The organism is Chitinophaga terrae (ex Kim and Jung 2007) (assembly GCF_900107795.1).
GTDB classification, from domain to species: domain Bacteria; phylum Bacteroidota; class Bacteroidia; order Chitinophagales; family Chitinophagaceae; genus Chitinophaga; species Chitinophaga terrae.
The window spans coordinates 79,406-105,014 of the sequence record NZ_FNRL01000025.1 but is presented as its reverse complement, the minus strand read 5'-3'; the positions used below and the strand labels follow the sequence as shown (position 1 = coordinate 105,014).

Below are 25,609 nucleotides of genomic sequence, written 5' to 3'. Positions count from 1 at the left end.
GGCTCGTTTCCCTGCCTACTATGACCTCGGCTGACTCCCTGTAAAAAAAAAACAGGGCCTCCCAGGGTAAGTGTTATCGCTTTCCATCCATGTAGCCGCTGCATTTACGTTGTTACAATCTGTGTAGTATCGGGTTTTTGTTTCTTATGCAACATCACCCTTGTAACCCCGCCTTGTATACAGTTTCTGTTCGTCGGCCCGGATGTTTGCCGCCAGCTTCCTTCAGATTCCACTTTACAGTGGACACCCTTGCTATTGGCTAATGCTTCCTACTACAAAGCGCATTCGGGACTTGCACCCTAGAGATATAACACATGCCTGGCACACATAAAAAGCTGTCTCTACTTCGTAGAGGCAGCTTTTTTATTAGTATGACAACAGTGTGTTAATTTCTTTGATCACTTTCTCCACCCCCGGCAGCATCATTGCTTCCAGTCCGGTGTTCAGCGGTACGGCCGGCAGGTCCGCTGCCCCAATTGTAGCCACCGGCGCATCCAGGAATTGAAAACAATTGCGTTGTATCTTGCCCGCCAAAGCTTCTGCAAATGAGGCATTCAATTGCTCTTCTGTTATTACCAGGCATTTGCCATGCAACTTCACCTGGCTGTAGATCAGTGCTTCGTCCAGCGGGTACAGGGTCCGAAGATCCACTATTGTTACCATCCCCGGAAAGTTTTTTGCCGCAGCCTTCGCCCAATACACTCCCATTCCATAAGTAATGATGCAGGCTGTATTACCCATTTCTATGTCACGGGGCTGCGCTGACTGTACAATGTTTCCCTTTCCTAAAGGTAATATATAATCGGCGGCCGGTTCTATTGTCATCGCCTCCAATGTACCAGGCACCTTGCTCCAGTAAAGTCCTTTGTGCTCCAGCATTACAACCGGGTTGGGATCCAGGAACGCCGCTTTCATCAATCCCTTCATATCAGCTGCAGTGGAAGGATATACTACCTTAATCCCTTTTATGCTTAACAAGGTAGACTCTATACTTCCCGAATGGTAAGGCCCTCCGCCACCGTATGCTCCAACCGGAACGCGGATCAGGGCCTGCACAGGGAACTTTCCATTGCTCAGGTAGCAGGACTTGGCAACCTCGCAAACCAATTGGTTGATCCCCGGGTAGATGTAATCCCCAAACTGGATTTCTACGATAGGCTTTATTCCCACAGCCGAAAGTCCTGCTGTGGCGCCAATGATATATGCTTCCTGTATAGCGGTATTGTATACACGATGTTCTCCGAATTTTTCGCCCAATGTCGCTGCCTCCCTGAACACGCCGCCCAGGCGCTTGCCTACATCCTGCCCGAAAAAAATAGCCTCAGGATATTGCTGCAATATTTCCTCTATTGCATGCAATGCAGCATCTACCATTACCGATCTCTGTTTGCCGGCTGGCGAACGCTGTCCTGTTTCCTCGGTTACCGGGGTAACGGCAAAAACATGATCAGCAAATGTTCCAGGTGAGGGATCTGGCGCTGCTACCGCTTTTTCAAACGCCAGCTGTATGTCAGTTGCCGCCTGGCGATCTATTTCGTCCAGCGTCTTTTCAGCAACTCCATGTTTGCACAACAGCTGCCTTAGTTTCGGCAACGGATCATTCAATTGGTCGTTCGCCAGATCGTCGGCGGCCCTGTACCATTCTTTCCTGACACCGGAAGTATGATGGCCCAGCAGCGGTACGCATGCCTGAACAAGAATGGGCTTCCTCTCCTGCCTTACATAACCAATAGCCGTTTCCATAGCGGCATAACTGGCGTTGAAATCACTTCCGTCAACACGCATGCGTTCAAGGCCTTTAAACCCTGCTGCGTATTCGTAAGCGTCCATAGCCCTTACTTCCGGGGCGGTGGCTGAAATCCCCCAGTTATTATCTTCTACCAGGTAAATTATGGGTAATTGTTTCAATACAGCAAACTGGAATGCTTCGCTTACTTCTCCTTCCGTTACACTAGCATCTCCAAATACGCATACTACCACAGGCGATTCGCCGGCGGGGCCGGTTTTCAGCAAAGGCGAATGAACTTTTTCCAGGTATTGCACTCCCTGCGCCATACCGGTGGCAGGAATGGCCTGCATGCCTGTAGCGCTGCTCTGGTGGGGAATCTGGGGGCGATTGCCATCCCGGTTGTTGGGATGACTATAATAAGAGCGACCTCCTGAAAACGGGTCGGGACCTTTAGCCAGCAATTGTAACATCAGCTCATAGGGCGAGAATCCCATTGCCAGTAACATGGCGTCGTCCCGATAATAGGGCGAGATAAAGTCGTAAGGCTTTAACTGCAGGCCTGTGGCTATCTGAATAGCTTCATGCCCACGGGAGGTGGAATGTACATAGCGGCAGATAGCGCGATTGGCTTCATAGGTTTCAGCCATATACCGGGCGTCACACATCAGTTTCCAGGCTGTTAATAACTCGGCCAACTCTTTACTATCACCAGCTTTGCTCGTGGTCAGCGTTTTTAAAGTTGAAACGCTTGTGTTATCTTTAAACACAATAAGACTGTTTTGGTGATGATGGTGATTAAAAACAATAGTTGCCATAGCAACAGTTGCTAATGCAAATTAATTAATATGACTGATACTTTCGTCAGTAATCCATCTTTTTTTAAGCTGGATGCTACGCTAAAAAAACTTCGCAACTACTGGCAAAAGACGTTCGATGCCCAACAGAAGGACATTACAGTGGATCAATGGTTATTGATAGAGAACCTATACAAGCATAAAAAAACCACCCATAACGAGCTGGCCCGTAATACCTCTAAAGATATTACTACCATTTCCAGGATTATAGAACTACTGGTAAAGAAAGGGTTGGTTATCAGGGAAGTAGATTCGTTGGACCGGAGAAAAGTATACCTGCAGTTAACTCCTGCGGGTGTGGAAAAGTACAAGGATGTAAAAGCGCTGGTATATGAAATGCGCAAGGTTGGCTGGAAACATTTAACAGAGGCCGACTACATTGAGTTAACCCGGATACTGGACACGATTTACAACAATATACCTTAAGAAGCTAAACAGGTAAAGCAGCAAAGCAATGCTTTGCTGCTTTACTAGTATTGTTATTTCACGCTGAATTCCAGCAGGCTGTCATCTTCTATAAAGGCTTCGAAACTATCGCCAATTTCGGCTGGTCCTACCCCGGCTGGAGTGCCGGTAAAGATCAGGTCACCAATGTTCAGGGTAAAGAATTTTGAGATATAGGCAACGAGGAAGTCAAAAGAGAATAGCAGATCTTTTGTGTTTCCTGCCTGGGCAATAGTTTTGTTCTTATACAGGCAGAAGTCGATGTCTTTCTTATCCATTTCGGGGGTGATTGGAATAAATTTCCCTACGATGGCTGAGTTATCAAATGCTTTTGCAATTTCCCAGGGAAGACCTTTGGCTTTTTGTTTATCCTGCAGGTCGCGGGCGGTAAAGTCGATCCCAACCGAGATCTGGTCATAATATTTATCGGCGAATTTCTCCTGGATATGTTTACCATTCTTGCTTATTTTAAGCACCAATTCGCACTCATAGTGCAAATTACTGGTAAATTCAGGGTAATAAAAAGGATGACCATTTTGCAACAGCGCATTTTTTGGTTTCATGAACAGTACAGGTTCGGTAGGTACTTCATTCTTCAGTTCTTTTGCATGATCGGCATAGTTCCTTCCTACGCAAATAATCTTCATAATGCGTTTGATTTTAAGTTGAAAAAAAGACAACAATTTACTTACCTAATGGAAAGGTAAGTTTGTTATATTCATTCATTGTTCTGGCGATACCGATGGAAGCAAAGCTTTCAATGATATCTGCACTTTTTTCAATTTTTTCCTGTACAACAGGTTCTTCAGTGTTTTTCCATTTCCCCAGCACAAATTCTACCTGTCGCCCTTTCGGGTATTGATTGCCAACACCAAACCTGAGTCGTGGGTATTGGTTGGAGCCCAGCGACTCCTGTATGCTTTTAAGACCATTGTGACCTGCATCGCTACCACCCGGTCTTAAACGTATTACATCGAGGGGCAGGGCCAGGTCGTCCAGGATCACCAGGAGGTTCTCCAGGGGGATCTTTTCTTTATCGAGCCAGTATTTAACGGCCCTTCCGCTCAGGTTCATATAGGTAGTAGGCTTGATAAGGATAAAGGTTTTACCCTTCCATTTGCATTCGGCTACATCGGCCAGCCTGTCGTTTTGAAACACCGCATTATGCCGGGCAGCGAAAGCATCTACTACGTCAAAACCGATATTATGACGGGTATGTTTGTATTCTTCTCCAATATTACCCAGGCCGGCTATAAGGTATTTCATGCTGTTCAGATTATTAAAATGCAATAATCGCAATGGACTGCGATATTGTCAAAATTAAAAAGCCCCTCTAAAAATAGAGAGGCTTTCTGGAAAAATATTTCTAAAAATTTATTTCTTCTTAGCGTCTTTTTCAGCAGATGCTTCTTCCTGACGCAGCTGACGAGTCATAACAACTGAAGCGATAGGAATACGTGGAGAGTTAGTGATTTCGATACCTTCGATTTTCACGTCTTCAACACGGATGTTGCCATTCAGTTCCAGGTTTTCGATGTTTACTTCGATGTTTTCAACCAGGTTTTTAGGCAGCGCTTTTACTTTCAGTGCTTTCATTTTGCTAACCAGTTTACCACCGGCTTTAACACCTGCAGATTGGCCAACCAGTTTGATAGGCAGCGTAACGTTTACAGTTTTGTCTTCTACCAGTTCCAGGAAGTCAACGTGTGTCAGTTCATCTGTTACTACGTCGAATTGCATGTCTTTCAATACGCATTTATAGCTTTTGCTGCCCAATTTGATTTCAGCTAACTGGAAATCAGCAGTGTACACCAAAGCTTTAAATGATTTTGAAGGAGCTGAAAAATTTACGGTTTCTGCACCCCCGTAAATAACACAAGGCACTTTATCCTCAGAACGAAGTTGGCGGGTGGCTTTTTTACCGAATTCGCTCCTGAGTTGTCCTTCGATTGTTATTGTTTTCATTTGTTAAACAATTTATATTGATAATTAAGAATACGATGATTAGTCCTGACGTCTTTGACTGTGAATGAACAAGTTGGTGATCGACTTGTTTTCATGCATGTTGCGGATAGCTACTGCAAACAGTTCTGCTACTGAGATCACTTTTATTTTTGAAGGAGCTCCTGGTTTCAATGGAATGGTGTCGCATACCACCATTTCTTCCAGTACTGATTTTTCGATGTTCTCGTAAGCATTGCCGCTGAATACAGGGTGCGTACAAAAAGCTCTTACACTTCTGGCTCCTTTTTCCTTCAGCAGGTTAGCTGCTTTGGAAAGTGTTCCTGCAGTATCGCAGATATCGTCAATGAGCACTATGTCCCGGTTAGTTACATCTCCGATCACTACCATTGAAGCAATCTCGTTGGCACGTTTACGGTGTTTGTCGCAGATTACCATTTCGGCGTTAAAGTAAGAAGCTACTTCCCTTACCCGGTTGGTACTACCAACATCAGGGGACGCAAAGGTAAGGTTTTCCAGCTTTAAATTCTCTATATAAGGAATAAAAATAGCGGAACTATCCAGGTGATCCACGGGGATATCAAAGAAACCCTGGATCTGAGGGGCATGTAAATCCATGGTTATCACCCTGTTAGCCCCCGCCGAGGTCAGCAGGTTCGCTACCAGTTTAGAGCCAATAGCCACACGGGGTTTGTCTTTTCTATCCTGACGCGCATAGCCGAAATAAGGGATCACAGCCGTGATATAACCGGCGGATGCCCTTTTGGCAGCGTCAATCATTAACAACAACTCCAATAAATTATCTGATGGCGCACTGGTTCCCTGGATCAGGAAAACATAGTCGCCACGGATACTTTCAAGGAATACTGGTTGAATTTCACCGTCACTGAACTTTTGGATTCTAACTTTGCCAAGGCCTCCCTGAAGCCCTTTGCCGTACTTTTTGGCAATCTTCTCAGCTAACGCCGGATTACTGTTGCCTGTAAAAATTTTTACTGAAGGTTGCATACTAGATACTAGTGGAAAAGAGGTTGCAAAACTATGATTTTTGGGTGTACCAGCCCGATTTTTTTAAAATTAAAAAGACATGACCAATATTATTTATGTATTAATTATAAATAATCAGATAGATACTAAACTTATTGGTTGATAAAAAATGTCGTATAGAATTGGAACTAAATTTAAGAAATTTAAGGATATTTGGTTGATTAATGATGTTGTTATGTTTGTTAACGCGAACCCAACCTACCTCCCGATTTCAGATTGGTCTGAAAAAGATCAGCCCAGAGAAAAACTGCTTAGTAATGGTCCTGCTTCTTTAAGCGATGCAGAATTACTGGCTATTCTTATTCAAACAGGGCACAAAAGCAAATCAGCTGTGGACCTTGCAAAAGAGATCCTTCACCTGGCCCATAACAATCTTTCAGAGCTTGGAAAGATTGAACCCAGGCAACTAAGCACTTTACGCGGTATTGGTTTAGCAAAGGCTATTACTGTGCTGGCAGCCATGGAGCTGGCAAGGCGCCGGCAGGCCGGCAATATTCATAAAAAAACGGTTATTACCGATGGCGCCGGCGCAGCCCTCTTTTTCAAACCTTTACTCGCTGATCAGGCTTATGAAACCTTCTATGTCATGTTCCTCAACAATGCTAACAAGGTATTAGGCTACAAATGCATCAGCAGCGGAGGAATGACGGCCACCGTTGTAGATTCGCGGCTGCTCTTCAAAGAAGCAATCGCCCGGAATGCTACCAAACTTATATTATGTCATAACCATCCATCCGGCAATCTCAGGCCCAGCCAGGCAGATATCTCCATTACCCGTAAGATCAAGGAGCTGGGCCTCCTGTTCGATATTTTCCTCATTGATCATATCATTGTTGGTGAAACAGGATATCTCAGCCTCGCCGAAGACGGTATGTTATAATATTTTCAGATAGGAAAATATATGCATACTTAAATAAGCAAATACTTAAATATGTAGACCAAAATCCGTATTTCTGTTTTACTTTCGCAGATAATTATTTATACACGTATGCTCAAAATAGGACTCTTCGGCGTAGGACATTTAGGTAAAATACACCTCTCCCAGCTGGCTACCATGAAAGATGTAGAAGTAGTTGGCTTCTTTGATCCAAGTGACGCTAATGCTGCAAGTATTGCTCAATATAACATCCCCCGGTTTTCATCTGAAGAGTCGCTTATCCAGGCTATTGACGCTGTGGATATCGTGACTCCTACCACCCAGCACTTCAAACTCTGTGAATTAGCCATCAGGAACGGCAAACATATCTTCGTCGAAAAGCCTATGACCAACACCATGGACGAGGCTAAAACCCTTGTAAAACTGGTAGATGAAGCAAATATCAAGTTCCAGGTAGGACATATAGAACGTTTCAACCCGGCCTATCTTGCATTGCAGGGATATGATCTGAAACCCATGTTCATTGAAGTGCATCGCCTTGCTGAATTCAATCCCCGGGGTACGGACGTGAGCGTGATCCTGGATCTCATGATCCATGATATAGACATTGTTCTCAGCATTGTTAAATCAACCATTAACCGGATTTCCGCCAGCGGGGTGGCCGTAATGAGCGATACACCGGATATTGCCAACGTACGTATCGAATTCCATAACGGATGCGTTGCCAACCTGACTTCCAGCCGCATATCCCTTAAGAAGATGCGTAAAATGCGACTGTTCCAGAAAGACGCCTATATCGGCATCGATTTCCTGGATAAGAAAACAGAGATCATTAAACTGAAAACGCCAACAGACGAAGGTCTGTTTACGCTGGATATTGAAACCAACAGTGGCAAAAAGACCATTGCTATAGATAATCCGGAAGTTAAACAAACCAACGCGATACGTATGGAACTGGAGTTGTTCCGAGACAGCATCCTCCAAAATAAACCCGTTGCTGTAAATGCAATAGATGGTTTGCAGGCTATGGACGTTGCTCACCAGATCCTTGCCAAGATCAATAAAGGACTTGCAGAAACCGCTGCAGCCAAGTAAGCGGCAATGTAACTTAAGCTGTTGTTAACCCGTTAAAGAGAAAACCTGCTTAAACAATGAAGTATCTCTTTTACCTGTTAACAACAGCAATCTTTCTTAGCTCCTGTTCAAACGACCCCGAAGTTACCAGCATCCCTATGACCAGGTTAGAGAAATTATGTAATAACCCCTGGGGCAATGCCGATACCACCCATTCTTTCACTATCCGCAAATGGCTGGATGCCAACCAGGTCAGGTACGAAAGTGCAGAAATATACAGCGACACCGTTTCCCAGGCAATCGTTAATTCACACAATTGCGATACGCTGACAGGCCGGATGGTTACCGCGCTTATACTGTTTAGCGATACGGCAAAAGCACGGCAGTTGGGGCTTAGCCGTTACTGACCTCTTTCCTTCAACAAGGCTGCAGCTATAGTTAAATCCAGCGGTTTTGTGATCTTAATATTCGACTCTTCACCCGGTACCAGGTGAACGCGGTGTCCTAATCGCTCAACAACTGTTGCTTCATCAGTAAATAATGGATCGTAGGGCAGTTCAAATGCAGGTAAAAGGATTTCAGACAAGAAGGTTTGCGGGGTTTGAATGATCTTATAATGATCGCGGTTCACAGCTTTATTCATCCCGCCATTCACTTCACGGATACTGTCTTTCATTTCTACAACGGGAATCGCACTTCCGTGAGCCAATGCAGCTTCATAACAGGAACGGATCAACGATGGGGAAACCAGGGGCCTTACGCCATCGTGCACAAATACTACAGCGTTTTCGGCTTTCTGCAACCCGTTCCTGACAGAATGAAAGCGGGTTTCTCCCCCGCCCAGCACAGTGATCCTCGAAACGGCGGGAGCTGGTTTCAGCAAGGTATCCACGTAGGCAAAGTGCGCCTCCGGAACCACCAGTACAATTTCCATATCATCGTATGCGGCGGCAAACGCTTCAACTGTATGCAGCAAAACAGGTTTGCCTGCCAGCTCCAGGAACTGTTTGGGCGTTGCGCTCTGCATACGGGTACCAGCCCCTCCGGCTACAATGATGGCTACTTTTCTATAGTTCATAACTAAAAAAAATACGGATTTGCGGGTAGATAATTCAGCCCTCAAATCCGTATTCAAACAACTAAAATATTGTTATCAGATGATCAGCATGGCATCGCCATAGCTGAAGAAACGATATTTTTCCTTGATCGCCTGTTGGTATGCTTCCATTACCAGGTCATAACCGGCAAAAGCGCAGGTCATGATCAACAAACTGGTTTTTGGCAGGTGGAAGTTAGTTACCAGGGCATTTGGAATGGCAAAATCATAAGGAGGATGGATGAACATGTTTGTCCAACCTTCTGCTGCTTTCAGGTGGTTCTGCGCAGTAACCGAAGATTCAACCGCTCTTACGGAAGTGGTTCCGATAGCGCAGATACGACGGTTTTCTTCTTTTGCTTTGTTTACGATCTTAACCGCATGCTCATCGATGTGGAAGTACTCAGCATCCATTTTGTGTTTGCTCAGGTCTTCTACTTCGATAGGACGGAAAGTACCCAAACCAGTGTGCAGGGTTACTTCTGCAAATCTTACACCTTTAATTTCCAGCCTCTTGATCAGTTCACGGCTAAAGTGTAAACCGGCAGTCGGAGCCGCTACAGCGCCTTCATACTTCGCATAAACGGTCTGGTAACGCTCTTTGTCCTCTTCTTCTGGTTTGCGTTTGATGTATTTAGGCAACGGTGTTTCACCTAACTGATCCAACACTACTTTGAACTCATCGTCGTTACCTTCGAACAGGAAACGGATAGTACGCCCCCTGGAGGTAGTATTATCAATAACTTCAGCTACTAATGTTTCATCATCTCCAAAATACAACTTGTTACCCACGCGGATTTTACGGGCAGGGTCAACAATAACATCCCATAGGCGGTTTTGTTTGTTCAACTCACGCAGCAGGAAAACCTCAATTTTTGCTCCTGTTTTCTCTTTACGGCCATACAACCTTGCTGGGAACACTTTGGTGTTGTTCACAATCATAACGTCCTTGTCATTGAAATAACCCAGGATGTCTTTAAACAACTTGTGTTCTATTTTTCCAGTACTGCGATTTACCACCATCAGGCGGGATTCATCTCTTGTCTTAGAAGGGTGCTGCGCGATCAGATTTAAAGGAAGATCGAATTTGAACTGTGATAGTTTCATATTACGGTATGAATAAGAAATTTTTTAGAGCTTGCAAAATTACCAATTAATATTCATACCATCAAAATATGATATAAAAAGAATATCAATTAACAACTTATATATTAAATAATTTTCGGAATGGCTGATATCAGCTGTTGGGTATAAGGAGTTTGGGGAGAATTATACACCTCTTCAGCCCATCCGGCTTCCACTATTTTCCCCCGTTGCATCACCATCATCCTATCGCTGAGCAAACGAACTACCGACAGATCATGTGAAATAAAAATACTTGTAAACCCGAATTCCGCTCTCAGGCCGATCAACAGGTTCAGCACCTGCGCCTGTACGCTTACATCCAGGGCGGCAACCGATTCGTCGCACACAATAAAAGATGGCGATACAGCCAGCGCCCTGGCTATCACTATCCGTTGCCGCTGCCCTCCCGACAACTCGTGTGGGTAACGATGATAGAAAGCCGCAGGCAGGCTCACCTTCTCCAACAACATTTCCACCCGCTCCTGCTGCTGTTTCGCCGTTCCATGAAGTCCATGCACCTGCATAGGTTCCAGTATGGCTGCGCCAACAGTGATCCGTGGATTCAGGGATGCATAAGGGTCCTGGAAAATTAACTGCATCTCTTTCCTGAGATGCCGCATTCCGGTTGCCGACAAACTTCGTATATCCTGCCCTTTATAAACAACCGATCCCCCTGTTGGTTCTACCAACCGGAGAATTGATCTTCCCAACGTAGTTTTACCGCATCCCGATTCGCCCACCAATCCCATAGTTTCGCCCGGCGCCACCCGGAAGCTCACGCCATCCACAGCTTTCATCCAGCGTTTTACCTGACCGGTAAAAGACTTTTCCGCAGGAAACCAGGTCTGCAATCCTTCTACCTCCAGCACAGGCCGCGCTTCCGCCAGTTGTTTCCTGCGATCATTCAGTTCAGTGGCCGGTATAGTTAGTTTGTCGATCAACTCGTTGATCGCATTGGGCTTTTCGTGTATGCCCCCCTGTGAGTCAACGGTCATAAAATCAGCCGTTACCGGCAAACGGTACAGCTTCCTGTCTAACGGTGGCCGGCAAGCCAGCAGCCCCCTGGTATACGGATGCCTGGGATGATGCAGCACCTCCCTGACAGGCCCTTCTTCCACAATATTTCCTTTATACATCACTACTACCCTGTCGGCAATCTCGGACACTACGCCCAGGTCGTGCGTGATGAACAATACGCTCATCTGCAACTGGGATTGCAGCTCCTTCAGGAGGTCTAGTACGGTTTTCTGAACAGTTACGTCCAGCGCTGTTGTAGGTTCATCGGCTATCAGCAAAGACGGGCGAACAGCTATGGCCATAGCGATCATAACCCGCTGCTTCTGGCCGCCGGATATTTCGTGTGGATAACGTTTGAAAATAGCAGGAGGATCAGGCAGCTTTACTCTTTCGAAGAGCTTTAATACCTCTTCTTCCGCTGCCTGCAGGCTAACATCCTTATGTTGCCTGATCACTTCCGCCACCTGCCTGCCGCAGGTCTGGAGCGGGTTTAATGCCGTCATAGGCTCCTGGAACACCATGCTGATCTCTTTTCCCCGGTAGGTGCGCATCGTGGCGTCGGAGAGCTGCAACAGGTTAACAACAGTATGATCTGTGGGTTCAAACAACAGTTTCCCTGCGGTTTTTACGCCGGGTATTTCTATTAAGCGCATCAGCGAAAGTGCGGTCACCGATTTACCGGAACCGGATTCGCCAACTACGCCCACTACTTCTCCTTTTCCTATAGAAAAGGAAATTTTATTAACTGCCGTTGTATATGTCTGACTGGTTTGGAAACCAACTTCCAGGTCCTGGATCTCTACCCGCTTTGTAAGCATACCCGGAAGTTACAACATTTCTAAAAACGCAGGTGCTTAACGGTCTGGTGGCTTTCAATCAGTTTGCGTAATGAATCGATCCCGATCTGCAGGTGACGTTCAACGTACTTGGAAGTGACCTTTTTATCACTGTCTTCTGTTTTCACGCCTTCCGGGATCATTGGCTGATCAGAAACCAGCAACAATGCGCCGGTAGGGATCTTATTGAAAAAGCCAACAGAAAAGATGGTTGCCGTTTCCATATCTACCGCCATGGCCCTGATTTTAGCCAGGTAATCCTTAAATTCAGAATCATGCTCCCAAACCCTGCGGTTGGTAGAATAACAGGTACCTGTCCAGTAATCCTGCCCGTAATCGCGGATGGTAGTAGAAATCGCTTTCTGTAAAGCGAATGCCGGTAATGCGGGAACTTCCGGCGGGAAATAGTCGTTACTGGTACCTTCTCCCCTGATTGCGGCAATAGGAAGGATCAGGTCACCAATATTGTTCTTCTTCTTCAAACCTCCGCATTTACCAAGGAATAATACTGCTTTAGGGGAAATGGCCGACAGGAGGTCCATTACTGTGGCGGCGCCGGGGCTGCCCATACCAAAATTAATGATGGTGATGTCTTCAGCCGTTGCACATTGCATGGGTCTTCCCTGGCCTACGATAGGAACCTTGTTCCATTCGGCAAACATGGTAACGTAATTGCTGAAATTAGTGAGGAGAATGTGGGAACCAAAATTTTCGAGCTTTTCTCCTGTGTAGCGGGGTAACCAATTAGCTACAATTTCTGCTTTTGTCTTCATAGCCTTTTGACAGGCAAATATAAGGTTTTTCTTCCTATCCCCCATATTAAGACAATGTGATTATCTTCGTCTTTTAATCCGGGTTTACTTTGATTGCTATCACTTTTCCGCCTCCAGACTTCAAAATTTTAAAAGAAGGCAACAAGGAGCTGATTTTCGACCGCTTGCGTAAACGCTATATTACGCTTACCCCTGAAGAGTGGGTGAGGCAGAATTTTATTAACTATCTCGTTAAGGTATTATCCTATCCGTCGTCGTTAATTGGTATAGAAAGAGAGATCTATATTGGAGAAGTGAAAAAGCGGTTTGATATCGTGGTCTTTAACCGGGAAATGCGTCCCTGGATGCTGATAGAGTGTAAAGAGATGAATGTTCCGTTAACAGAAAAAACCTTACAGCAGGTGGTGCAGTATAATATGGTGATGCCTTCTGCTTACCTGGTAATTACTAATGGCAGTCACACTTTCTGCGGTAGCTGTGAAGCGGGTAACTGGCGGTTTCTTCATAAATTGCCTGTTTACCCGGGGTAGTTTCACGCGGAGTGGCATAAGGGGGCAAAGGGACATAAGGTTATTTTGTTAAGAGGCATAAGAACTGGGATTTAGTTAAGAGATATAAGGACCGAAGCGAAGGAATTTAGTTAAGAGATATAAGGACTGAAGCGAAGGAATTTAGTTAAGAGATATAAGGACTGAAGCGGATATTTTAAGAATTATAATTGGTTTCTATTGATTAAGAAACTTGTTACAATTCTTAAAATATCCGCTTCAATCCTTATGTCTCTTTGCCTCCTCAGCTTCTCTGCGTGCCCAAACACGAGCCCGCGAGTGTCATCAAGGGAAGATACCCAGTTGCTCGTAAGCGGCGCCCACTTTGTTGATAGCTACTACGTAAGCGGCAGTACGCATATCATGGATCTGCGGGTTAGCGATCATAGCGTCGCGCACTTCGTGCAAAGCAGCATGCATTGTTTCTTCCAGGCCGGAATATACCAGGTCCACTTCATCTGCGCCATGCGCGATGAACTTCCTTTCTTTATCTGATACTTTCTTGCCTGTAAGATCTTCAATTGTCTGAAGGATGTGGATGTTCATATTTTCATCGAAGCGCTTGCCCAGGCGGCCATAACGCACATGGCTAAGGTTTTTCAGCCATTCGAAGTAAGAAACGGTCACACCGCCGGCGTTCAGGAACATGTCAGGCACTATAATAACGCCTTTTTTGTTCAGGATTTCGTCTGCTTCCGGAGTTAACGGACCGTTTGCCGCTTCGCCAATGATCTTGGCTTTAACATTAGGGGCGTTATGTTTATCGATCACGTTTTCCAGGGCTGCAGGAATGAGGATTTCGCAATCCAGTTCCAGGCCGTCGGTATTTTTATTCAGGTTGGTAGCGCCAGGGAAGTTAATAATAGAACCGGTAGCTTTTTTATGCATCAGCACTTCATCAGGGTTCAGACCATTTTCATTGAAGATAGCGCCATCCCATTCGATCAGGCAGATCACTTTTGCACCTGCTTCGTGGAAGTATTTAGCGGCATGATAACCTACGTTACCCATACCTTGTACCACTACTCTTTTTCCTTCGATACCGGTAGTAAGACCGATACGGTCCATATCTTCCTTAATATTGCAAAGTTCGCGCAGCCCGTAGAATACTCCCAGGCCGGTAGCTTCGGTACGACCGCGAACACCGCCTTGTGAAACCGGTTTACCCGTTACACAACCGTATCCGTCGATCTCTCCCGGGCGCAGGCTCATGTAGGTATCCAGGATCCAGCTCATTTCTCTTTCACCTGTTCCGTAGTCAGGAGCCGGTACGTCGGTGCCCGGACCTATGAAGTTCTTTTTCACCAGTTCCGCGGTATAACGGCGGGTAATGGCTTCCAGCTGGAATGGAGTATAGTTGCGAGGGTTGATCCTGATACCGCCTTTAGCTCCGCCAAATGGTACGTTTACGATAGCGCATTTGTAGGTCATCAGAGCCGCCAGCGCCATCACTTCATCCTGGTTCACTTCATCGCTGAAACGGATCCCTCCTTTACAAGGCAACTTGTGGTGAGAGTGTTGAACACGGTATGCTTCAATTACTTGTACAGTATCGCCAATTCTCACGGGGAATTTAATCTGGTATACAGCGTTGCAGGCTTTGATCTGCTCCAATATACCTTTGTCCCATTTTGTGAACCCAGCTGCTTTGTCGAAACTTCTTTCCACACTTTGGAAAAAGCTATAATGCTGTTCTTGCGACATAAATTATTGTTTTGGTAAAATGATTAGAATGTATATGCTGTATGGTTATAAGCTTATTTGTCACCTTTTTCCAGCCTGCTGATCTTTCTATCGAGGCGGATCAGGAAAGCTACGATCCCGATGAAGATGATCACCAGTACTCCTACTACTACGTATATTTTATCGTTGCTGCGGAAAAACTCGTTTACCGGTCCGCTCTCTGTATTTTGCTGCTGGGCGTTAGCCAGTACTGAGATCATTAACAGTACTACTGTCAGGCAAAATGAAAACGCTTTATTGATCATTGGATTATTTTTTTGAGTTGCAATTTTCTGTAGCGAACTACCAGTGTAAAGATCCATACGCCTAATAATGTCCATCCGATAAAGGCGGGATACAATACCAGTTTCATAGTTCCATCGGTGTCTTTAGAAGCAAAACCGGGCGTAGTAGCGCTTCCCGGGTGAAGAGAATCCACCATGCGGGGAATGATGTAAGTCAGCGGGATCAGTAAAGCATAGGCAAATATGTTGAACACTGCCGAAATCCTGGCACGTTTATCCATATCCTGGATAGACATCCGCAGTACCAGGTATGCTAAATAAATAAGGATAGCAATGGCAGTACACATCTGTTTAGGATCGTCTGTCAACGTTCCGCCCCAAGTATAAGTAGCCCAGAGTGATCCGGTAGCAAATCCTAAAACGCCAAAAAAAGCGCCAACGCTTGCAGCACTGGACGCCATTACATCTTTTTTAAGATCATATTTGCCAAGGAAAAGAAGGGAGTAAACGAGGGATATGGTAAACATTGTATACATACATATCCACATCGGTACGTGAAAGAACAATCCACGCGAAGATTGTCCGTTGGTTCCTATTATAGGTATTTTAACAGTAAACCCGGCGATAATTACATATAAAAGAAGCAGTATCGCTAATGCTTTCCACCAATGTCTGGCCATTTTTTATAGCTATATTCCGGGGGCAAACCTACAGGTTTTCCCCTTAAGTACAAAGATTTTAGGCGATTTTAAGTTTATTGCAACATCTCCAAATACCCGTTAAATTTCGTTTACAGAAGTTAGCTTTTTGTTTGACATTTCGTTAATCTTTCCACAGGAAAGGGAAAAGGATTAACGTTAACGCCACTACCAATATATCCATACCTCCCAGGAGGAAAAACATCTTCGGCAACCCCGGCTGATAAACCGTAAGGAATGCAGATACTGATATATTGGCCAGCAACATCAGGATAGGGAGAATTAACGGGAACCCCATCACCGCCATGAGCGCGGCGTTATGATTAGCCTGGGCTGCAATTGCAGCCAGCATGGTAAAGAGAAGAGATAAACTTATTCCGCCCATTAACACCATTCCTATGAAGTACCCTGTATTGGCAATAGGATTCCCAAGGAATGCAATGCTGCATAACATGGCAATCAGGCTCATTAACACCATCAGGATGATATTATAAATGAGTTTAGCCATAATAAACACCCTCGGATGAACCAATGAATAAAAATAAAGCAACCGTCCCCGGCTCTCCTGCATAAAGCTTTTCGCCACTGCGTTTACCGCTACGAACAGCTGGATCACCCAGAACAGGGCGTTCCAGAGTTTATCGTCCGGCTTTCCCATCATTAGATTGATCACAAATACAGTGGAAACTATATACAGTAATACCCCATAAAAGGCGTATTGCTGCCGCAATTCAAGCGTAAGATCCTTTTTTACAAGGGTAATAACCTGATGTATGGCGCTATTCTTCTTCATGTAGTGCCGCAAAGATAGTCAGGATTTAGAGATATAGCATCTAAATCCATAAATCTAAGTATATTAGCCGATCTATATAAATTACTGTCGATGAATAAAATTCTGGTTGCCAATAGGGGTGAAATTGCGTTACGCATCATGCGTTCAGCGAGGGAAATGGGGATTAAAACCGTAGCTGTCTATTCTGAAGCCGATCGTACCATGCCATTTGTTCTGTTTGCCGACGAAGCCGTATGCATAGGACCTGCTCCATCCAACCAATCTTATTTGGTCGCAGAAAAAATTATAGCCGTAGCCAAGGAAACAGGAGCTGATGCCATCCATCCCGGCTATGGATTCTTAAGTGAAAACGCCCGGTTTGCAGCACAGGTAACAGCTGCAGGCCTTACTTTCATAGGCCCTTCTGCCTCTTCTATCGAGGTAATGGGTAGCAAACTGGCAGCTAAACAGGCAGCCCAGAAATTTGGGGTGCCAATGGTGCCAGGTACCGAAACGCCTCTCAAAAGCCTGGAAGAAGCCAGGGAAGTTGTTAAGAAAACCGGGTTTCCCATACTCATCAAAGCCTCAGCAGGCGGCGGCGGTAAGGGGATGCGTATCGTTAACGACCCATCCGAACTGGAAGAACAGATCAGGCTCGCCAAAAGTGAAGCCCTCAGCGCATTTGGAGACGATGCGGTGTTCATTGAAAAATACGTAGGCTCTCCCAAACATATAGAGATCCAGATCCTGGGCGACCAGCACGGCAACTGTGTTTATTTGTTCGAAAGGGAATGCTCCATACAGCGCCGTCACCAGAAATTAATAGAAGAAGCGCCTTCTTCCTGCCTTACCCCCGCTATCAGGGCGGCTATGGGCCAATGCGCCGTAGACGTTGCAAAAGCCTGCAACTATTACGGAGCGGGAACTGTAGAGTTCCTGGTAGATGAATCTCTCAACTTCTATTTCCTGGAAATGAACACCCGTTTGCAGGTAGAGCACCCGGTAACAGAGCTGATCACGGGCCTGGACCTGGTAAAAGAACAGATAAAAATAGCAAGGGGCGAAAAACTCTCCTTCACACAGGACGACTTGAAAATAAATGGTCATGCCATTGAACTGCGTATCTGTGCAGAAGATCCGTTAAACAACTTCCTCCCCGATACGGGGAAACTTGAAACCTATATTCGTCCGCAGGGCTATGGTGTGAGGGTAGATGATGGATATGAACAAGGTATGGATATCCCGATCTTTTATGACCCGATGATCGCCAAACTGATCGCATGGGGCAGTAACCGGGAAGAAGCCAGGCACAGGCTCATCCGTGCAATTGAAGAATACGCCGTAAAAGGAATTAAGACCACCCTGCCATTCGGACATTGGGCATTGCAACAACCTGCCTTTATCGAAGGTAATTTTGATACCAACTTCATCAGCAAATTTTTTACGCCGCAATCCTTACAGGAGAACGATCCGCGGGAAGAGCAACTAGCTGCAATTCTGGCTGCATACGTGTGGCAGCAACAGCATCTATCTTTACAAACAGCGAAGAAGGAAGAGCAAAAGAGTGAATCTAACTGGAAAAGAAGGAATTTGTTAAGATAACCATAATAGTTGTTAACTTTCGTTAAAGCATTTTCCCGGACGAGGAAAACCCTTAAATTTGCGCCAATTTTTCATGATTATACGTAACATTATTTTACAAGTCCTGGGCTACCTGTATCCGCCTTTTTCTAAGGTAATGCCATTTCAGACTTTCCGCTATCTTGCCTGCGGAGGGGGAAATACTGCATTGGATATATTCCTGTACTTTATTTGTTACAATTTCGTGCTTCGTCATCAGCCCCTTCATTTCGGGTTATTTGATATGGGTGCGCATATAGGCGCCCTGTTCATGTCTATGGCGGTAACATTCCCTACCGGTTTCCTTCTCAGCAAATATGTCGTATTCTCTGAATCCAATATCAGGGGCCGCGTACAATTGTTCAGGTATTTTGTGATGGTAGCCATCTGCATTATGCTGAACTATGTATTTATGAAGATATTTGTGGAACACCTCCACTTTTATCCTACTATCAGTAAAATATTCACTACCGTGCTGGTTGTAATATTCAGCTACCTAACCCAGAAGAAATTCACCTTCAAAGTAAAAAAAGCTTGATGTTTCACGCAAAGGAGCAAAGAGGGCGTAAGAGGCATAAGGATTTTTTAAGAAAATAAGGAAGCAAAGGATTTTTTGCCCGAAGCGAAGAATAAGAAAGCAAAGAGGAGATAATTACATTATATAACATAAATTATCTCCTCTTTGCTTTCTTAATTTCCTTAATAAACTTCTTTTTCTTTGCTTCCTTATTTTCTTAAAAAATCCTTATGCCTCTTACGCCCTCTTTGCCCCTTTGCGTGAAACCCCTCACGGATGCGTGTAGTAGCAGTGCCTGCACCGGGGTTCGTAAAGGTCTTTTTCGCCCAGTAAAAAGGTTTCTTTGGCAGGCGATTTGCGGAAAGAATAATTTGCAATATTGCCGCATACCACACAAATAGCATGCAGTTTGGTGATATAATCGGCTTTGGCCAGCAGAAACGGCATCTGTCCGAAAGGCTTGCCGGTATAGTCCATATCCAGGCCGGCAACAATCACTCTTACGCCCGCCAATGCCAGCTGGTCACATACGTTAGGCAATTCGTCGTCGAAAAACTGTGCTTCATCTATCCCCACCACATCAACTTCCTGGGCAAGCAAAAGTATCTGTTGGGAATTCTCAATAGGCGTTGATATAATCTTGTTTTCATCGTGAGAAATGATGCTGGTTTCATCATATCTCACGTCCATGGCGGGTTTGAAGATCTCTACTTTAAGATTGGCGATCCTGGCCCTTTTCAGACGACGGATCAGTTCTTCTGTTTTCCCCGAAAACATAGAACCACAGATCACTTCAATCCACCCTCTTCTCCCTCCTGCCAGAGAAGGTTCAATAAACATATTGTAGTAATTTGATTATTAATTAATTGAAATACTCTATTTTTATAAAAATAAAATAATTCCTACCTCTCACCTTAACAATTAAGGCATGGAAAAAATTAATGCATTAATTGATAAACTACTGGAATTAAAAAATTCCGGCGCTGATCTGGCAACAATATCCTATTATGTACAGTTGTTGCAGGCAGAAATCTTGCATGTTCGTACCCGTCAGCATGTTGAGCAACTTGGCAAAAACAGCAATGTTGCGGTGATACTTCCCGTTCAACAACCAGTTGCAGTTTCCCATGAAACAGAGGCGCAAACTACAACATTACCGCCAATTAACGTGGCCAATACGCCTGCTCCTCCTGCGGAAGTTATCAACAATACAGCTCCCGTTGAGGAAAAACCGGTTATAGCAGCTGCTGCGAATAATGCTACGCCAGATGAAGTTCCGAACAACCATGCTGCTCCGGCTGGCGAAAATCCAGTTGCTGCAACGGAAGTTACAGATATCAATACTGCAGCTAAGAAATACGAGGTAGAGGATATCAATTCCAGGTTTCGTGATGAAGTACCTTTATCTGTTAACCATTTGGCTGCCAGGAAGTCGGAAGGGCACATCGAAAAAACGGCCCAGCCGGCAGCAAATATACCTGAGCCTATAAAACAGGTATCAACAGAAGCGCTGCAAAAACAAACTTCTCTTTTCGAATCCTATACGCCACCCGCCCCTGCACCTAAAAAAGAAGCAGGCGCACAACCAGCGGTATCGCTGAACGACCGCCTGAAACAACAACAGGTAGAAGTAGCGCAGAAACTGGGAGGAATGCCCGTCAACGATCTGCGCCAGGCGATCGGGATCAACGACAAATACCAGTTTATTGATGTGTTGTTCAATGGAGACAAGGATCTTTACGAACGTTCTATTAAAACCATCAATGAATTTGGCAGCTTCCAGGAAGCGGATCACTGGATCCAGCGGGAGATCATGATCATCCAGGGCTGGCAGGAGGATAATAAATTAGTACAACAGTTTTATTCTTTACTCAGGAAACGTTTTTCCTGAATATAGGCCATTACTTTAGCGGTTGCCCCTACATTTTCCAGGATATACTGCCCTGCAATTCCTGCTGTGCGGCCATAAAACCCGGGGTCATTGAATAATTGCTCCATTACAGCCGTCAGCGCACTTGAATTCCCGGCTACACAGGCCCCTCCTGCCGCCACCAGTTCTACTGCCTCGAAGTACTTGTCGTAAACCGGTCCTATTATTACCGGCTTGCTGTAAACAGCCGGTTCCAGGATATTATGAATACCGTCTTTCCCAAATCCTCCACCTACATATGCCAGGTAAGCATATTTATAAAGGGTGGTCAGCATACCTATATTATCTATGATCAGTACCTCGGGAACGATACCCGCTTGCTGCCGGTAAGCCGAAAAGCGGATGCTTTTGGGGAAAATCGCTTCAATAGCCGTTAGGTGCTCATTGTGGATCTCATGGGGCGCCAGTATTAAAGTAGTATTGGCAGGGCGATGTTCCTCCCACCATTTGCCCAGCAGTTGCTCATCTTCCGGCCAGGTGCTGCCGGCTACGACCAGTTTCCGGTCCTGGAGCCGGGCTATTTCAGGGATTTCGCTTCCTTCCTTCAATAATGCCGCTACCCGGTCGAAACGGGTATCGCCGCTAATCGATACCTGCCGGATGCCAATTTCCTCCAGCAAGGCAAGAGAAGCCCTGTTTTGTACAAATATCCGGGTAAGCTGTTCCAACAGGCGGCGGAACATTGCTCCATGACCTTTAAAAAAGATCTGTCCGGGTCTGAAGATACCCGAGATCAATAAGGTGGGGATCTGCTTTTTATGGAGGGTTGTCAGGTAGTGATACCAGAACTCATATTTTATAAACAATACGAGGGCGGGGTTGACAATTTCAATAAATTCCCGGGCATTTCCGGCGGTATCCAACGGCAAATAGCACACGTAATCAGCACCCTGGTAGTTTTTTCTGACCTCATAACCGGATGGCGAGAAAAAAGTTAACAAAATTTTATTGGCAGGATAAGTTGTCCTGAGCGCCTCAATAACGGGGCGGCCCTGCTCAAATTCGCCCAGGGATGCGGCGTGTACCCAAATAGTACCCTCGTTGCCGAGGTTAGCGGACTTAAGCTTGCTTTGCCAGTCTTTCCTGCCATCCAGCCATTTCCGGGCTTTAGCTTTGCCCATTAAGGCTGCCAGGCCCACTCCCATCCTATACAGCCTGAGCCCTATATTATATATCCCGGTTGCTATCATACAGTTACGTACTTTTACCTGAATTTCGTGTTGCCGGCAAAGATACTCCCTTACCAATCTCAAAATTTGTAAATTTGCACACTTTAAACAAAATAAAAATATACGGTCATATGGTTCCTATTCAGATGGTAGATTTGAAACGCCAGTACAATAAGATAAAACCCCAGGTAGATGCAGCCATCGAGGAAGTTCTAAACAGTACTGCATTCATTAATGGTAGTGCAGTTCAGCAATTTTCAGCAGAATTACAGACGTACCTGGGAGTAAAGCATGTGATACCTTGCGCGAATGGTACTGACGCTTTACAAATTGCCATGATGGCCTTAGGCCTGGAACCAGGGGATGAAATCATCACCCCGTCTTTCACTTTCATTGCTACTGCGGAAGTGATTGCATTATTACGTTTAAAACCGGTATTTGTAGATATTGATCCAAAAACCTACTGCCTGGATATTTCGGCGGTAGAAAAAGCTATCACATCTAAAACCAAGGCGATTGTACCTGTACATCTTTATGGGCAGGTAGCCGATATGGAGCCTTTAATGGCCTTAGCCGCCAGACATAACTTATACGTAATCGAGGACAATGCACAGGCGATTGGGGCAGACTATACCTTTGCGGACGGTTCCCGTAAGAAGGCAGGAACAATCGGTCATATTGGCTGCACTTCTTTCTTCCCGTCCAAAAACTTAGGCTGCTACGGAGATGGAGGCGCTATTTTTACCAATGACGACGAAATAGCAGCTAAATTGCGTATGGTGGCCAACCATGGCCAGTCGGCCAGGTACTACCACGACGTGGTAGGTTGCAACTCCAGGTTAGACTCTGTACAGGCTGCGGTTTTAAGGATTAAATTGCCTTTATTGGATCAATATATTGAAGCACGAAGGGCTGTGGCAGATGCTTATGATGCAGGTTTTGCAGATGTGCCGGCGATCATTACCCCATACCGTGCAGAAAACGGGTATCACGTTTTTCACCAGTATACACTGCAGCTGGAAGGCGCCGACAGAAACAAACTACAGGAATTCCTTGCATCTAAAGGTATTCCTGCAATGATTTACTATCCAGTTCCAGCGCACCGTCAGAAAATGTTTGCCGATTTTGGAGGAGCTGAGTTTAATTTACCAGTAACCGATCATCTCACCCACCGGGTGATTTCCTTACCGATACACACTGAAATGGACCAGGAGCAACTGGACTATATTATCCAATCAGTTAAAACTTTCTTAAACACCCCTGCATGAAAATTACAGTAGTAGGTACTGGTTACGTAGGACTCGTAACCGGTACATGTTTCGCAGAAACAGGTAATGAAGTGACCTGTGTAGACATTGATGTCAACAAAGTAAAAAAACTATCTGAGGGTCAGATAACTATCTACGAACCAGGATTAGAAAAGCTCTTTGAAAGGAACCTGAAAGAAGATCGCTTGTTTTTTACAACAAGCTTAGAAGAAGGTATTAAAGACGCGGAGGTTATTTTTCTTGCCCTGCCGACTCCTCCTGGAGCAGACGGCGCCGCAGATCTGTCTTATGTTTTGAATGTGGCAGATCACCTGGGAAAAATAATGACCGATTACAAAGTGATTGTCGATAAAAGTACTGTACCTGTAGGTACTGCAGAAAAAGTGACTGCCGCAATTGCTAAAAATTGTAAAGCTCCTTTTGATGTTGTTTCCAACCCCGAATTTTTAAGAGAAGGTGTAGCTGTAGATGATTTCATGAAACCTGACAGGGTTGTAATTGGTACTCAGTCAGAGAGAGCTCGTAAAGTAATGGGAGATTTATACGCTCCGTTTGTAAGGCAAGGTAATCCTATCTTATTTATGGATGAGAAATCCGCGGAGTTGACCAAATATGCAGCCAACTCATTTTTAGCTACCAAGATATCTTTCATGAATGAAATAGCAATCCTCTGTGAAAAACTCGGTGCTGATGTTGACATGGTACGCAGGGGTATAGGAAGCGATGAACGCATAGGAAAAAGGTTCCTGTTTCCTGGAATCGGTTACGGAGGAAGTTGTTTTCCTAAGGATGTGCAGGCATTGGTAAAATCATCGGAAGACGTGAATTATAACTTCAAAATACTGAACGCAGTAATGGAAGTTAATGAAACACAGAAACTCTTCTTATTGCCAAAGATCAAAGCATACTTCAACAACAATCTTAAAGGCAAACACTTTGCATTATGGGGGCTGGCGTTCAAGCCGAATACCGACGATATCCGCGAAGCGCCTGCTTTGTATATTATCAATGCTTTATTGGAAGAAGGGGCAACTGTAAGCGCATTCGACCCCGAGGCAATGAAAAATGTTCGGCAGGTAGTGGGCGACAAGATCACTTATGCAGAACATCAGTATACCTGCCTTGAAAACGCAGATGCATTAATTATAGCAACAGAATGGAGTGTATTCAGAACGCCGGATTTCAATAAGATCTCAGCAGCATTAAAGAACAAAGCGATCTTTGATGGACGTAACCTTTTTGAAACTGGCAGGATGAAAGAGTTAGGATATCATTACGAAAGTGTAGGACGTACTCCTTCAACCCTCTAAACTCAGGTACACTTATGGAACAAAAAAGAGTATTGATAGCAGGGGGCGCCGGGTTCTTAGGCTCCCACCTCTGCGACAGATTTATAAAAGAGGGTTTTCATGTTATTGCCATGGATAACCTCCTGACCGGCAATATCAAGAATATTGAACACCTTTTCCCTCTTCCAAACTTCGAATATTACAATCATGATGTAACGAAGTTTGTGCATGTACCCGGCAAGCTGGATTACATCCTGAACTTTGCTTCCCCTGCGAGCCCGATAGATTATCTTAAAATGCCTATACAAACCTTAAAGGTTGGTTCATTAGGTACGCATAACCTGTTAGGTCTGGCAAAAGAGAAAAAAGCAAGGATACTGGTAGCTTCTACTTCAGAGGTCTATGGTGATCCTACTGTTCATCCGCAAACAGAAGAATATTGGGGCAATGTGAACCCTGTTGGCCCAAGAGGCGTATATGACGAAGCAAAACGATTCCTGGAATCTATTACCATGGCTTATCACAATTTCCATGGAGTGGAAACCCGCATTGTGCGCATCTTCAACACCTATGGGCCAAGAATGCGGCTCAACGATGGAAGGGCATTACCTGCGTTCATGAGCCAGGCATTAAACGGCCAGGATCTGACGGTGTTTGGCGACGGACTTCAAACCCGTTCGTTCTGTTATGTAGACGACCTGGTAGAAGGCATCTACCGCCTGCTCTTATCAGACTATCACCTGCCGGTTAACATTGGCAATCCGCAGGAAATAACATTAAACCAGTTTGCAGAGGAAATCATTGCATTGACAGGAACTAAGCAGAAGATCGTATATCATCCGCTGCCAAAAGATGATCCTAAACAACGGCAGCCGGATATTACCAAAGCACGTACATTGTTGGGTTGGGAGCCTAAAGTAAGCCGCCAGGAAGGCTTGAAGATCACATACGAATATTTTAAAAAAGCATTATTAAGCAACAGCTAAATTTATTTTTT

26 protein-coding genes are annotated in these 25,609 nt (G+C 45.0%); 11 read left to right on the top strand and 15 right to left on the bottom strand.

What is annotated here, in order from left to right:
- Positions 1–366: 366 nt before the first annotated feature.
- Positions 367–2,496, bottom strand: coding sequence for an alpha-ketoacid dehydrogenase subunit alpha/beta (locus BLV62_RS22090; protein ID WP_225889670.1), 2,130 nt, complete (start codon positions 2,494–2,496; stop codon positions 367–369).
- A 78-nt stretch (positions 2,497–2,574) separates the two neighbouring features.
- Here BLV62_RS22090 and BLV62_RS22085 point away from each other — a divergent pair, with 78 nt between their 5' ends.
- Positions 2,575–3,009, top strand: coding sequence for a MarR family winged helix-turn-helix transcriptional regulator (locus BLV62_RS22085; protein ID WP_089764370.1), 435 nt, complete (start codon positions 2,575–2,577; stop codon positions 3,007–3,009).
- Positions 3,010–3,062: 53 nt separating this feature from the next.
- Here the strand turns inward: BLV62_RS22085 and BLV62_RS22080 are convergent, their stop codons facing one another.
- The 4 genes from BLV62_RS22080 to BLV62_RS22065 form a co-directional block, all read right to left on the bottom strand.
- Positions 3,063–3,674, bottom strand: coding sequence for a fumarylacetoacetate hydrolase family protein (locus tag BLV62_RS22080; protein WP_089764368.1), 612 nt, complete (start codon positions 3,672–3,674; stop codon positions 3,063–3,065).
- A gap of 37 nt (positions 3,675–3,711) precedes the next feature.
- Positions 3,712–4,293, bottom strand: a complete 582-nt coding sequence (gene pth, locus BLV62_RS22075) for an aminoacyl-tRNA hydrolase (RefSeq protein WP_089764366.1) — start codon at positions 4,291–4,293, stop codon at positions 3,712–3,714.
- Between the two features lie 108 nt (positions 4,294–4,401).
- Positions 4,402–4,992 (bottom strand): 50S ribosomal protein L25, encoded by a 591-nt coding sequence (locus BLV62_RS22070; protein ID WP_089764364.1) that lies wholly within the window; start codon positions 4,990–4,992, stop codon positions 4,402–4,404.
- Positions 4,993–5,031: 39 nt separating this feature from the next.
- Positions 5,032–5,997, bottom strand: coding sequence for a ribose-phosphate pyrophosphokinase (locus BLV62_RS22065; RefSeq protein WP_089764362.1), 966 nt, complete (start codon positions 5,995–5,997; stop codon positions 5,032–5,034).
- 214 nt (positions 5,998–6,211) lie between these two features.
- Here BLV62_RS22065 and radC point away from each other — a divergent pair, with 214 nt between their 5' ends.
- The 3 genes from radC to BLV62_RS22050 all read left to right on the top strand — a co-directional run bounded on the left by radC (position 6,212) and on the right by BLV62_RS22050 (position 8,394).
- Positions 6,212–6,916: a RadC family protein gene (radC, locus tag BLV62_RS22060; protein ID WP_089764360.1), complete on the top strand. Its 705-nt coding sequence runs from the start codon at positions 6,212–6,214 to the stop codon at positions 6,914–6,916.
- Between the two features lie 108 nt (positions 6,917–7,024).
- A complete protein-coding gene (locus BLV62_RS22055) occupies positions 7,025–8,008 on the top strand; it encodes a Gfo/Idh/MocA family protein (RefSeq protein WP_089764358.1) in 984 nt (327 codons plus the stop codon).
- A gap of 56 nt (positions 8,009–8,064) precedes the next feature.
- On the top strand, positions 8,065–8,394 hold the full coding sequence (locus BLV62_RS22050) for a hypothetical protein (RefSeq protein WP_089764356.1): 330 nt from the start codon (positions 8,065–8,067) through the stop codon (positions 8,392–8,394).
- On the opposite strand, the gene BLV62_RS22045 is transcribed toward BLV62_RS22050, so the two are convergent.
- From BLV62_RS22045 to BLV62_RS22030, 4 genes are all read right to left on the bottom strand, one after another.
- Complete coding sequence (locus BLV62_RS22045) at positions 8,388–9,065, bottom strand: 2-C-methyl-D-erythritol 4-phosphate cytidylyltransferase (protein WP_089764381.1); 678 nt, start codon at positions 9,063–9,065, stop codon at positions 8,388–8,390. The two genes, BLV62_RS22050 and BLV62_RS22045, sit on opposite strands and share 7 nt — an antisense overlap.
- Before the next feature lie 75 nt (positions 9,066–9,140).
- On the bottom strand, positions 9,141–10,190 hold the full coding sequence (gene queA / locus BLV62_RS22040) for a tRNA preQ1(34) S-adenosylmethionine ribosyltransferase-isomerase QueA (protein WP_089764354.1): 1,050 nt from the start codon (positions 10,188–10,190) through the stop codon (positions 9,141–9,143).
- Positions 10,191–10,294: 104 nt separating this feature from the next.
- Positions 10,295–12,043: an ABC transporter ATP-binding protein gene (locus BLV62_RS22035; RefSeq protein ID WP_089764352.1), complete on the bottom strand. Its 1,749-nt coding sequence runs from the start codon at positions 12,041–12,043 to the stop codon at positions 10,295–10,297.
- 20 nt (positions 12,044–12,063) lie between these two features.
- The gene (locus BLV62_RS22030) at positions 12,064–12,834 is read right to left on the bottom strand and encodes an AMP nucleosidase (protein WP_089764380.1); all 771 of its coding nucleotides are present in this window, start codon (positions 12,832–12,834) and stop codon (positions 12,064–12,066) included.
- 89 nt (positions 12,835–12,923) lie between these two features.
- Between BLV62_RS22030 and BLV62_RS22025 the strand changes: the two genes are divergently transcribed.
- Positions 12,924–13,364 (top strand): type I restriction enzyme HsdR N-terminal domain-containing protein, encoded by a 441-nt coding sequence (locus BLV62_RS22025; protein WP_089764350.1) that lies wholly within the window; start codon positions 12,924–12,926, stop codon positions 13,362–13,364.
- 303 nt (positions 13,365–13,667) lie between these two features.
- On the opposite strand, the gene BLV62_RS22020 is transcribed toward BLV62_RS22025, so the two are convergent.
- The 4 genes from BLV62_RS22020 to BLV62_RS22005 all read right to left on the bottom strand — a co-directional run bounded on the left by BLV62_RS22020 (position 13,668) and on the right by BLV62_RS22005 (position 16,840).
- Positions 13,668–15,086, bottom strand: coding sequence for a Glu/Leu/Phe/Val family dehydrogenase (locus BLV62_RS22020; protein WP_089764348.1), 1,419 nt, complete (start codon positions 15,084–15,086; stop codon positions 13,668–13,670).
- Positions 15,087–15,139: 53 nt separating this feature from the next.
- Positions 15,140–15,370, bottom strand: coding sequence for a CcmD family protein (locus BLV62_RS22015; protein ID WP_089764346.1), 231 nt, complete (start codon positions 15,368–15,370; stop codon positions 15,140–15,142).
- Positions 15,367–16,029 carry a cytochrome c biogenesis protein CcsA gene (gene ccsA, locus BLV62_RS22010; RefSeq protein WP_089764344.1) on the bottom strand — a complete coding sequence of 221 codons (663 nt, stop codon included), beginning with the start codon at positions 16,027–16,029 and terminating at the stop codon, positions 15,367–15,369. The genes BLV62_RS22015 and ccsA overlap by 4 nt, the downstream gene beginning before the upstream one ends.
- A gap of 142 nt (positions 16,030–16,171) precedes the next feature.
- Positions 16,172–16,840, bottom strand: a complete 669-nt coding sequence (locus tag BLV62_RS22005; RefSeq protein ID WP_089764343.1) for a heme exporter protein CcmB — start codon at positions 16,838–16,840, stop codon at positions 16,172–16,174.
- A gap of 90 nt (positions 16,841–16,930) precedes the next feature.
- Between BLV62_RS22005 and accC the strand changes: the two genes are divergently transcribed.
- Both accC and BLV62_RS21995 read left to right on the top strand, forming a co-directional pair.
- The gene (gene accC, locus BLV62_RS22000) at positions 16,931–18,421 is read left to right on the top strand and encodes an acetyl-CoA carboxylase biotin carboxylase subunit (protein WP_089764341.1); all 1,491 of its coding nucleotides are present in this window, start codon (positions 16,931–16,933) and stop codon (positions 18,419–18,421) included.
- Positions 18,422–18,494: 73 nt separating this feature from the next.
- A complete protein-coding gene (locus tag BLV62_RS21995; protein ID WP_225889672.1) occupies positions 18,495–18,977 on the top strand; it encodes a GtrA family protein in 483 nt (160 codons plus the stop codon).
- Positions 18,978–19,226: 249 nt separating this feature from the next.
- Here the strand turns inward: BLV62_RS21995 and BLV62_RS21990 are convergent, their stop codons facing one another.
- Entirely contained in the window at positions 19,227–19,796 is a 570-nt protein-coding gene (locus BLV62_RS21990) for a thymidine kinase (RefSeq protein ID WP_089764340.1), read from the bottom strand.
- 88 nt (positions 19,797–19,884) lie between these two features.
- Here BLV62_RS21990 and BLV62_RS21985 point away from each other — a divergent pair, with 88 nt between their 5' ends.
- Positions 19,885–20,847 carry a hypothetical protein gene (locus tag BLV62_RS21985; RefSeq protein WP_089764338.1) on the top strand — a complete coding sequence of 321 codons (963 nt, stop codon included), beginning with the start codon at positions 19,885–19,887 and terminating at the stop codon, positions 20,845–20,847.
- On the opposite strand, the gene BLV62_RS21980 is transcribed toward BLV62_RS21985, so the two are convergent.
- Positions 20,817–22,139 carry a 3-deoxy-D-manno-octulosonic acid transferase gene (locus BLV62_RS21980; protein ID WP_225889673.1) on the bottom strand — a complete coding sequence of 441 codons (1,323 nt, stop codon included), beginning with the start codon at positions 22,137–22,139 and terminating at the stop codon, positions 20,817–20,819. The two genes, BLV62_RS21985 and BLV62_RS21980, sit on opposite strands and share 31 nt — an antisense overlap.
- Positions 22,140–22,186: 47 nt before the next feature.
- Between BLV62_RS21980 and BLV62_RS21975 the strand changes: the two genes are divergently transcribed.
- Genes BLV62_RS21975 through BLV62_RS21965 form a run of 3 tightly spaced genes read left to right on the top strand, consistent with a single transcriptional unit; the run spans position 22,187 to position 25,598 of the window.
- Positions 22,187–23,323 carry a DegT/DnrJ/EryC1/StrS family aminotransferase gene (locus BLV62_RS21975; RefSeq protein ID WP_089764336.1) on the top strand — a complete coding sequence of 379 codons (1,137 nt, stop codon included), beginning with the start codon at positions 22,187–22,189 and terminating at the stop codon, positions 23,321–23,323.
- Positions 23,320–24,633 carry a UDP-glucose dehydrogenase family protein gene (locus tag BLV62_RS21970; protein WP_089764334.1) on the top strand — a complete coding sequence of 438 codons (1,314 nt, stop codon included), beginning with the start codon at positions 23,320–23,322 and terminating at the stop codon, positions 24,631–24,633. The genes BLV62_RS21975 and BLV62_RS21970 overlap by 4 nt, the downstream gene beginning before the upstream one ends.
- A 14-nt stretch (positions 24,634–24,647) precedes the next feature.
- On the top strand, positions 24,648–25,598 hold the full coding sequence (locus BLV62_RS21965; RefSeq protein WP_089764332.1) for a UDP-glucuronic acid decarboxylase family protein: 951 nt from the start codon (positions 24,648–24,650) through the stop codon (positions 25,596–25,598).
- Positions 25,599–25,609 lie beyond the last annotated feature (11 nt).

Bases quoted from the DNA above. Each gene is read 5' to 3' on its own strand.
- BLV62_RS21975 (WP_089764336.1), top strand. From the start codon at position 22,187: ATGGTTCCTATTCAGATGGTAGATTTGAAACGCCAGTACAATAAGATA.
- BLV62_RS22030 (WP_089764380.1), bottom strand. From the start codon at position 12,834: ATGAAGACAAAAGCAGAAATTGTAGCTAATTGGTTACCCCGCTACACA.
- BLV62_RS21995 (WP_225889672.1), top strand. From the start codon at position 18,495: ATGATTATACGTAACATTATTTTACAAGTCCTGGGCTACCTGTATCCG.
- BLV62_RS22050 (WP_089764356.1), top strand. From the start codon at position 8,065: ATGAAGTATCTCTTTTACCTGTTAACAACAGCAATCTTTCTTAGCTCC.
- queA (WP_089764354.1), bottom strand. From the start codon at position 10,190: ATGAAACTATCACAGTTCAAATTCGATCTTCCTTTAAATCTGATCGCG.
- BLV62_RS22085 (WP_089764370.1), top strand. From the start codon at position 2,575: ATGACTGATACTTTCGTCAGTAATCCATCTTTTTTTAAGCTGGATGCT.
- BLV62_RS21965 (WP_089764332.1), top strand. From the start codon at position 24,648: ATGGAACAAAAAAGAGTATTGATAGCAGGGGGCGCCGGGTTCTTAGGC.
- pth (WP_089764366.1), bottom strand. From the start codon at position 4,293: ATGAAATACCTTATAGCCGGCCTGGGTAATATTGGAGAAGAATACAAA.
- BLV62_RS22005 (WP_089764343.1), bottom strand. From the start codon at position 16,840: ATGAAGAAGAATAGCGCCATACATCAGGTTATTACCCTTGTAAAAAAG.
- ccsA (WP_089764344.1), bottom strand. From the start codon at position 16,029: ATGGCCAGACATTGGTGGAAAGCATTAGCGATACTGCTTCTTTTATAT.
- BLV62_RS22020 (WP_089764348.1), bottom strand. From the start codon at position 15,086: ATGTCGCAAGAACAGCATTATAGCTTTTTCCAAAGTGTGGAAAGAAGT.
- BLV62_RS22065 (WP_089764362.1), bottom strand. From the start codon at position 5,997: ATGCAACCTTCAGTAAAAATTTTTACAGGCAACAGTAATCCGGCGTTA.
- BLV62_RS22045 (WP_089764381.1), bottom strand. From the start codon at position 9,065: ATGAACTATAGAAAAGTAGCCATCATTGTAGCCGGAGGGGCTGGTACC.
- BLV62_RS22070 (WP_089764364.1), bottom strand. From the start codon at position 4,992: ATGAAAACAATAACAATCGAAGGACAACTCAGGAGCGAATTCGGTAAA.
- accC (WP_089764341.1), top strand. From the start codon at position 16,931: ATGAATAAAATTCTGGTTGCCAATAGGGGTGAAATTGCGTTACGCATC.
- BLV62_RS21985 (WP_089764338.1), top strand. From the start codon at position 19,885: ATGGAAAAAATTAATGCATTAATTGATAAACTACTGGAATTAAAAAAT.
- BLV62_RS22080 (WP_089764368.1), bottom strand. From the start codon at position 3,674: ATGAAGATTATTTGCGTAGGAAGGAACTATGCCGATCATGCAAAAGAA.
- BLV62_RS21990 (WP_089764340.1), bottom strand. From the start codon at position 19,796: ATGTTTATTGAACCTTCTCTGGCAGGAGGGAGAAGAGGGTGGATTGAA.
- BLV62_RS22015 (WP_089764346.1), bottom strand. From the start codon at position 15,370: ATGATCAATAAAGCGTTTTCATTTTGCCTGACAGTAGTACTGTTAATG.
- radC (WP_089764360.1), top strand. From the start codon at position 6,212: ATGTTTGTTAACGCGAACCCAACCTACCTCCCGATTTCAGATTGGTCT.
- BLV62_RS22035 (WP_089764352.1), bottom strand. From the start codon at position 12,043: ATGCTTACAAAGCGGGTAGAGATCCAGGACCTGGAAGTTGGTTTCCAA.
- BLV62_RS21970 (WP_089764334.1), top strand. From the start codon at position 23,320: ATGAAAATTACAGTAGTAGGTACTGGTTACGTAGGACTCGTAACCGGT.
- BLV62_RS22055 (WP_089764358.1), top strand. From the start codon at position 7,025: ATGCTCAAAATAGGACTCTTCGGCGTAGGACATTTAGGTAAAATACAC.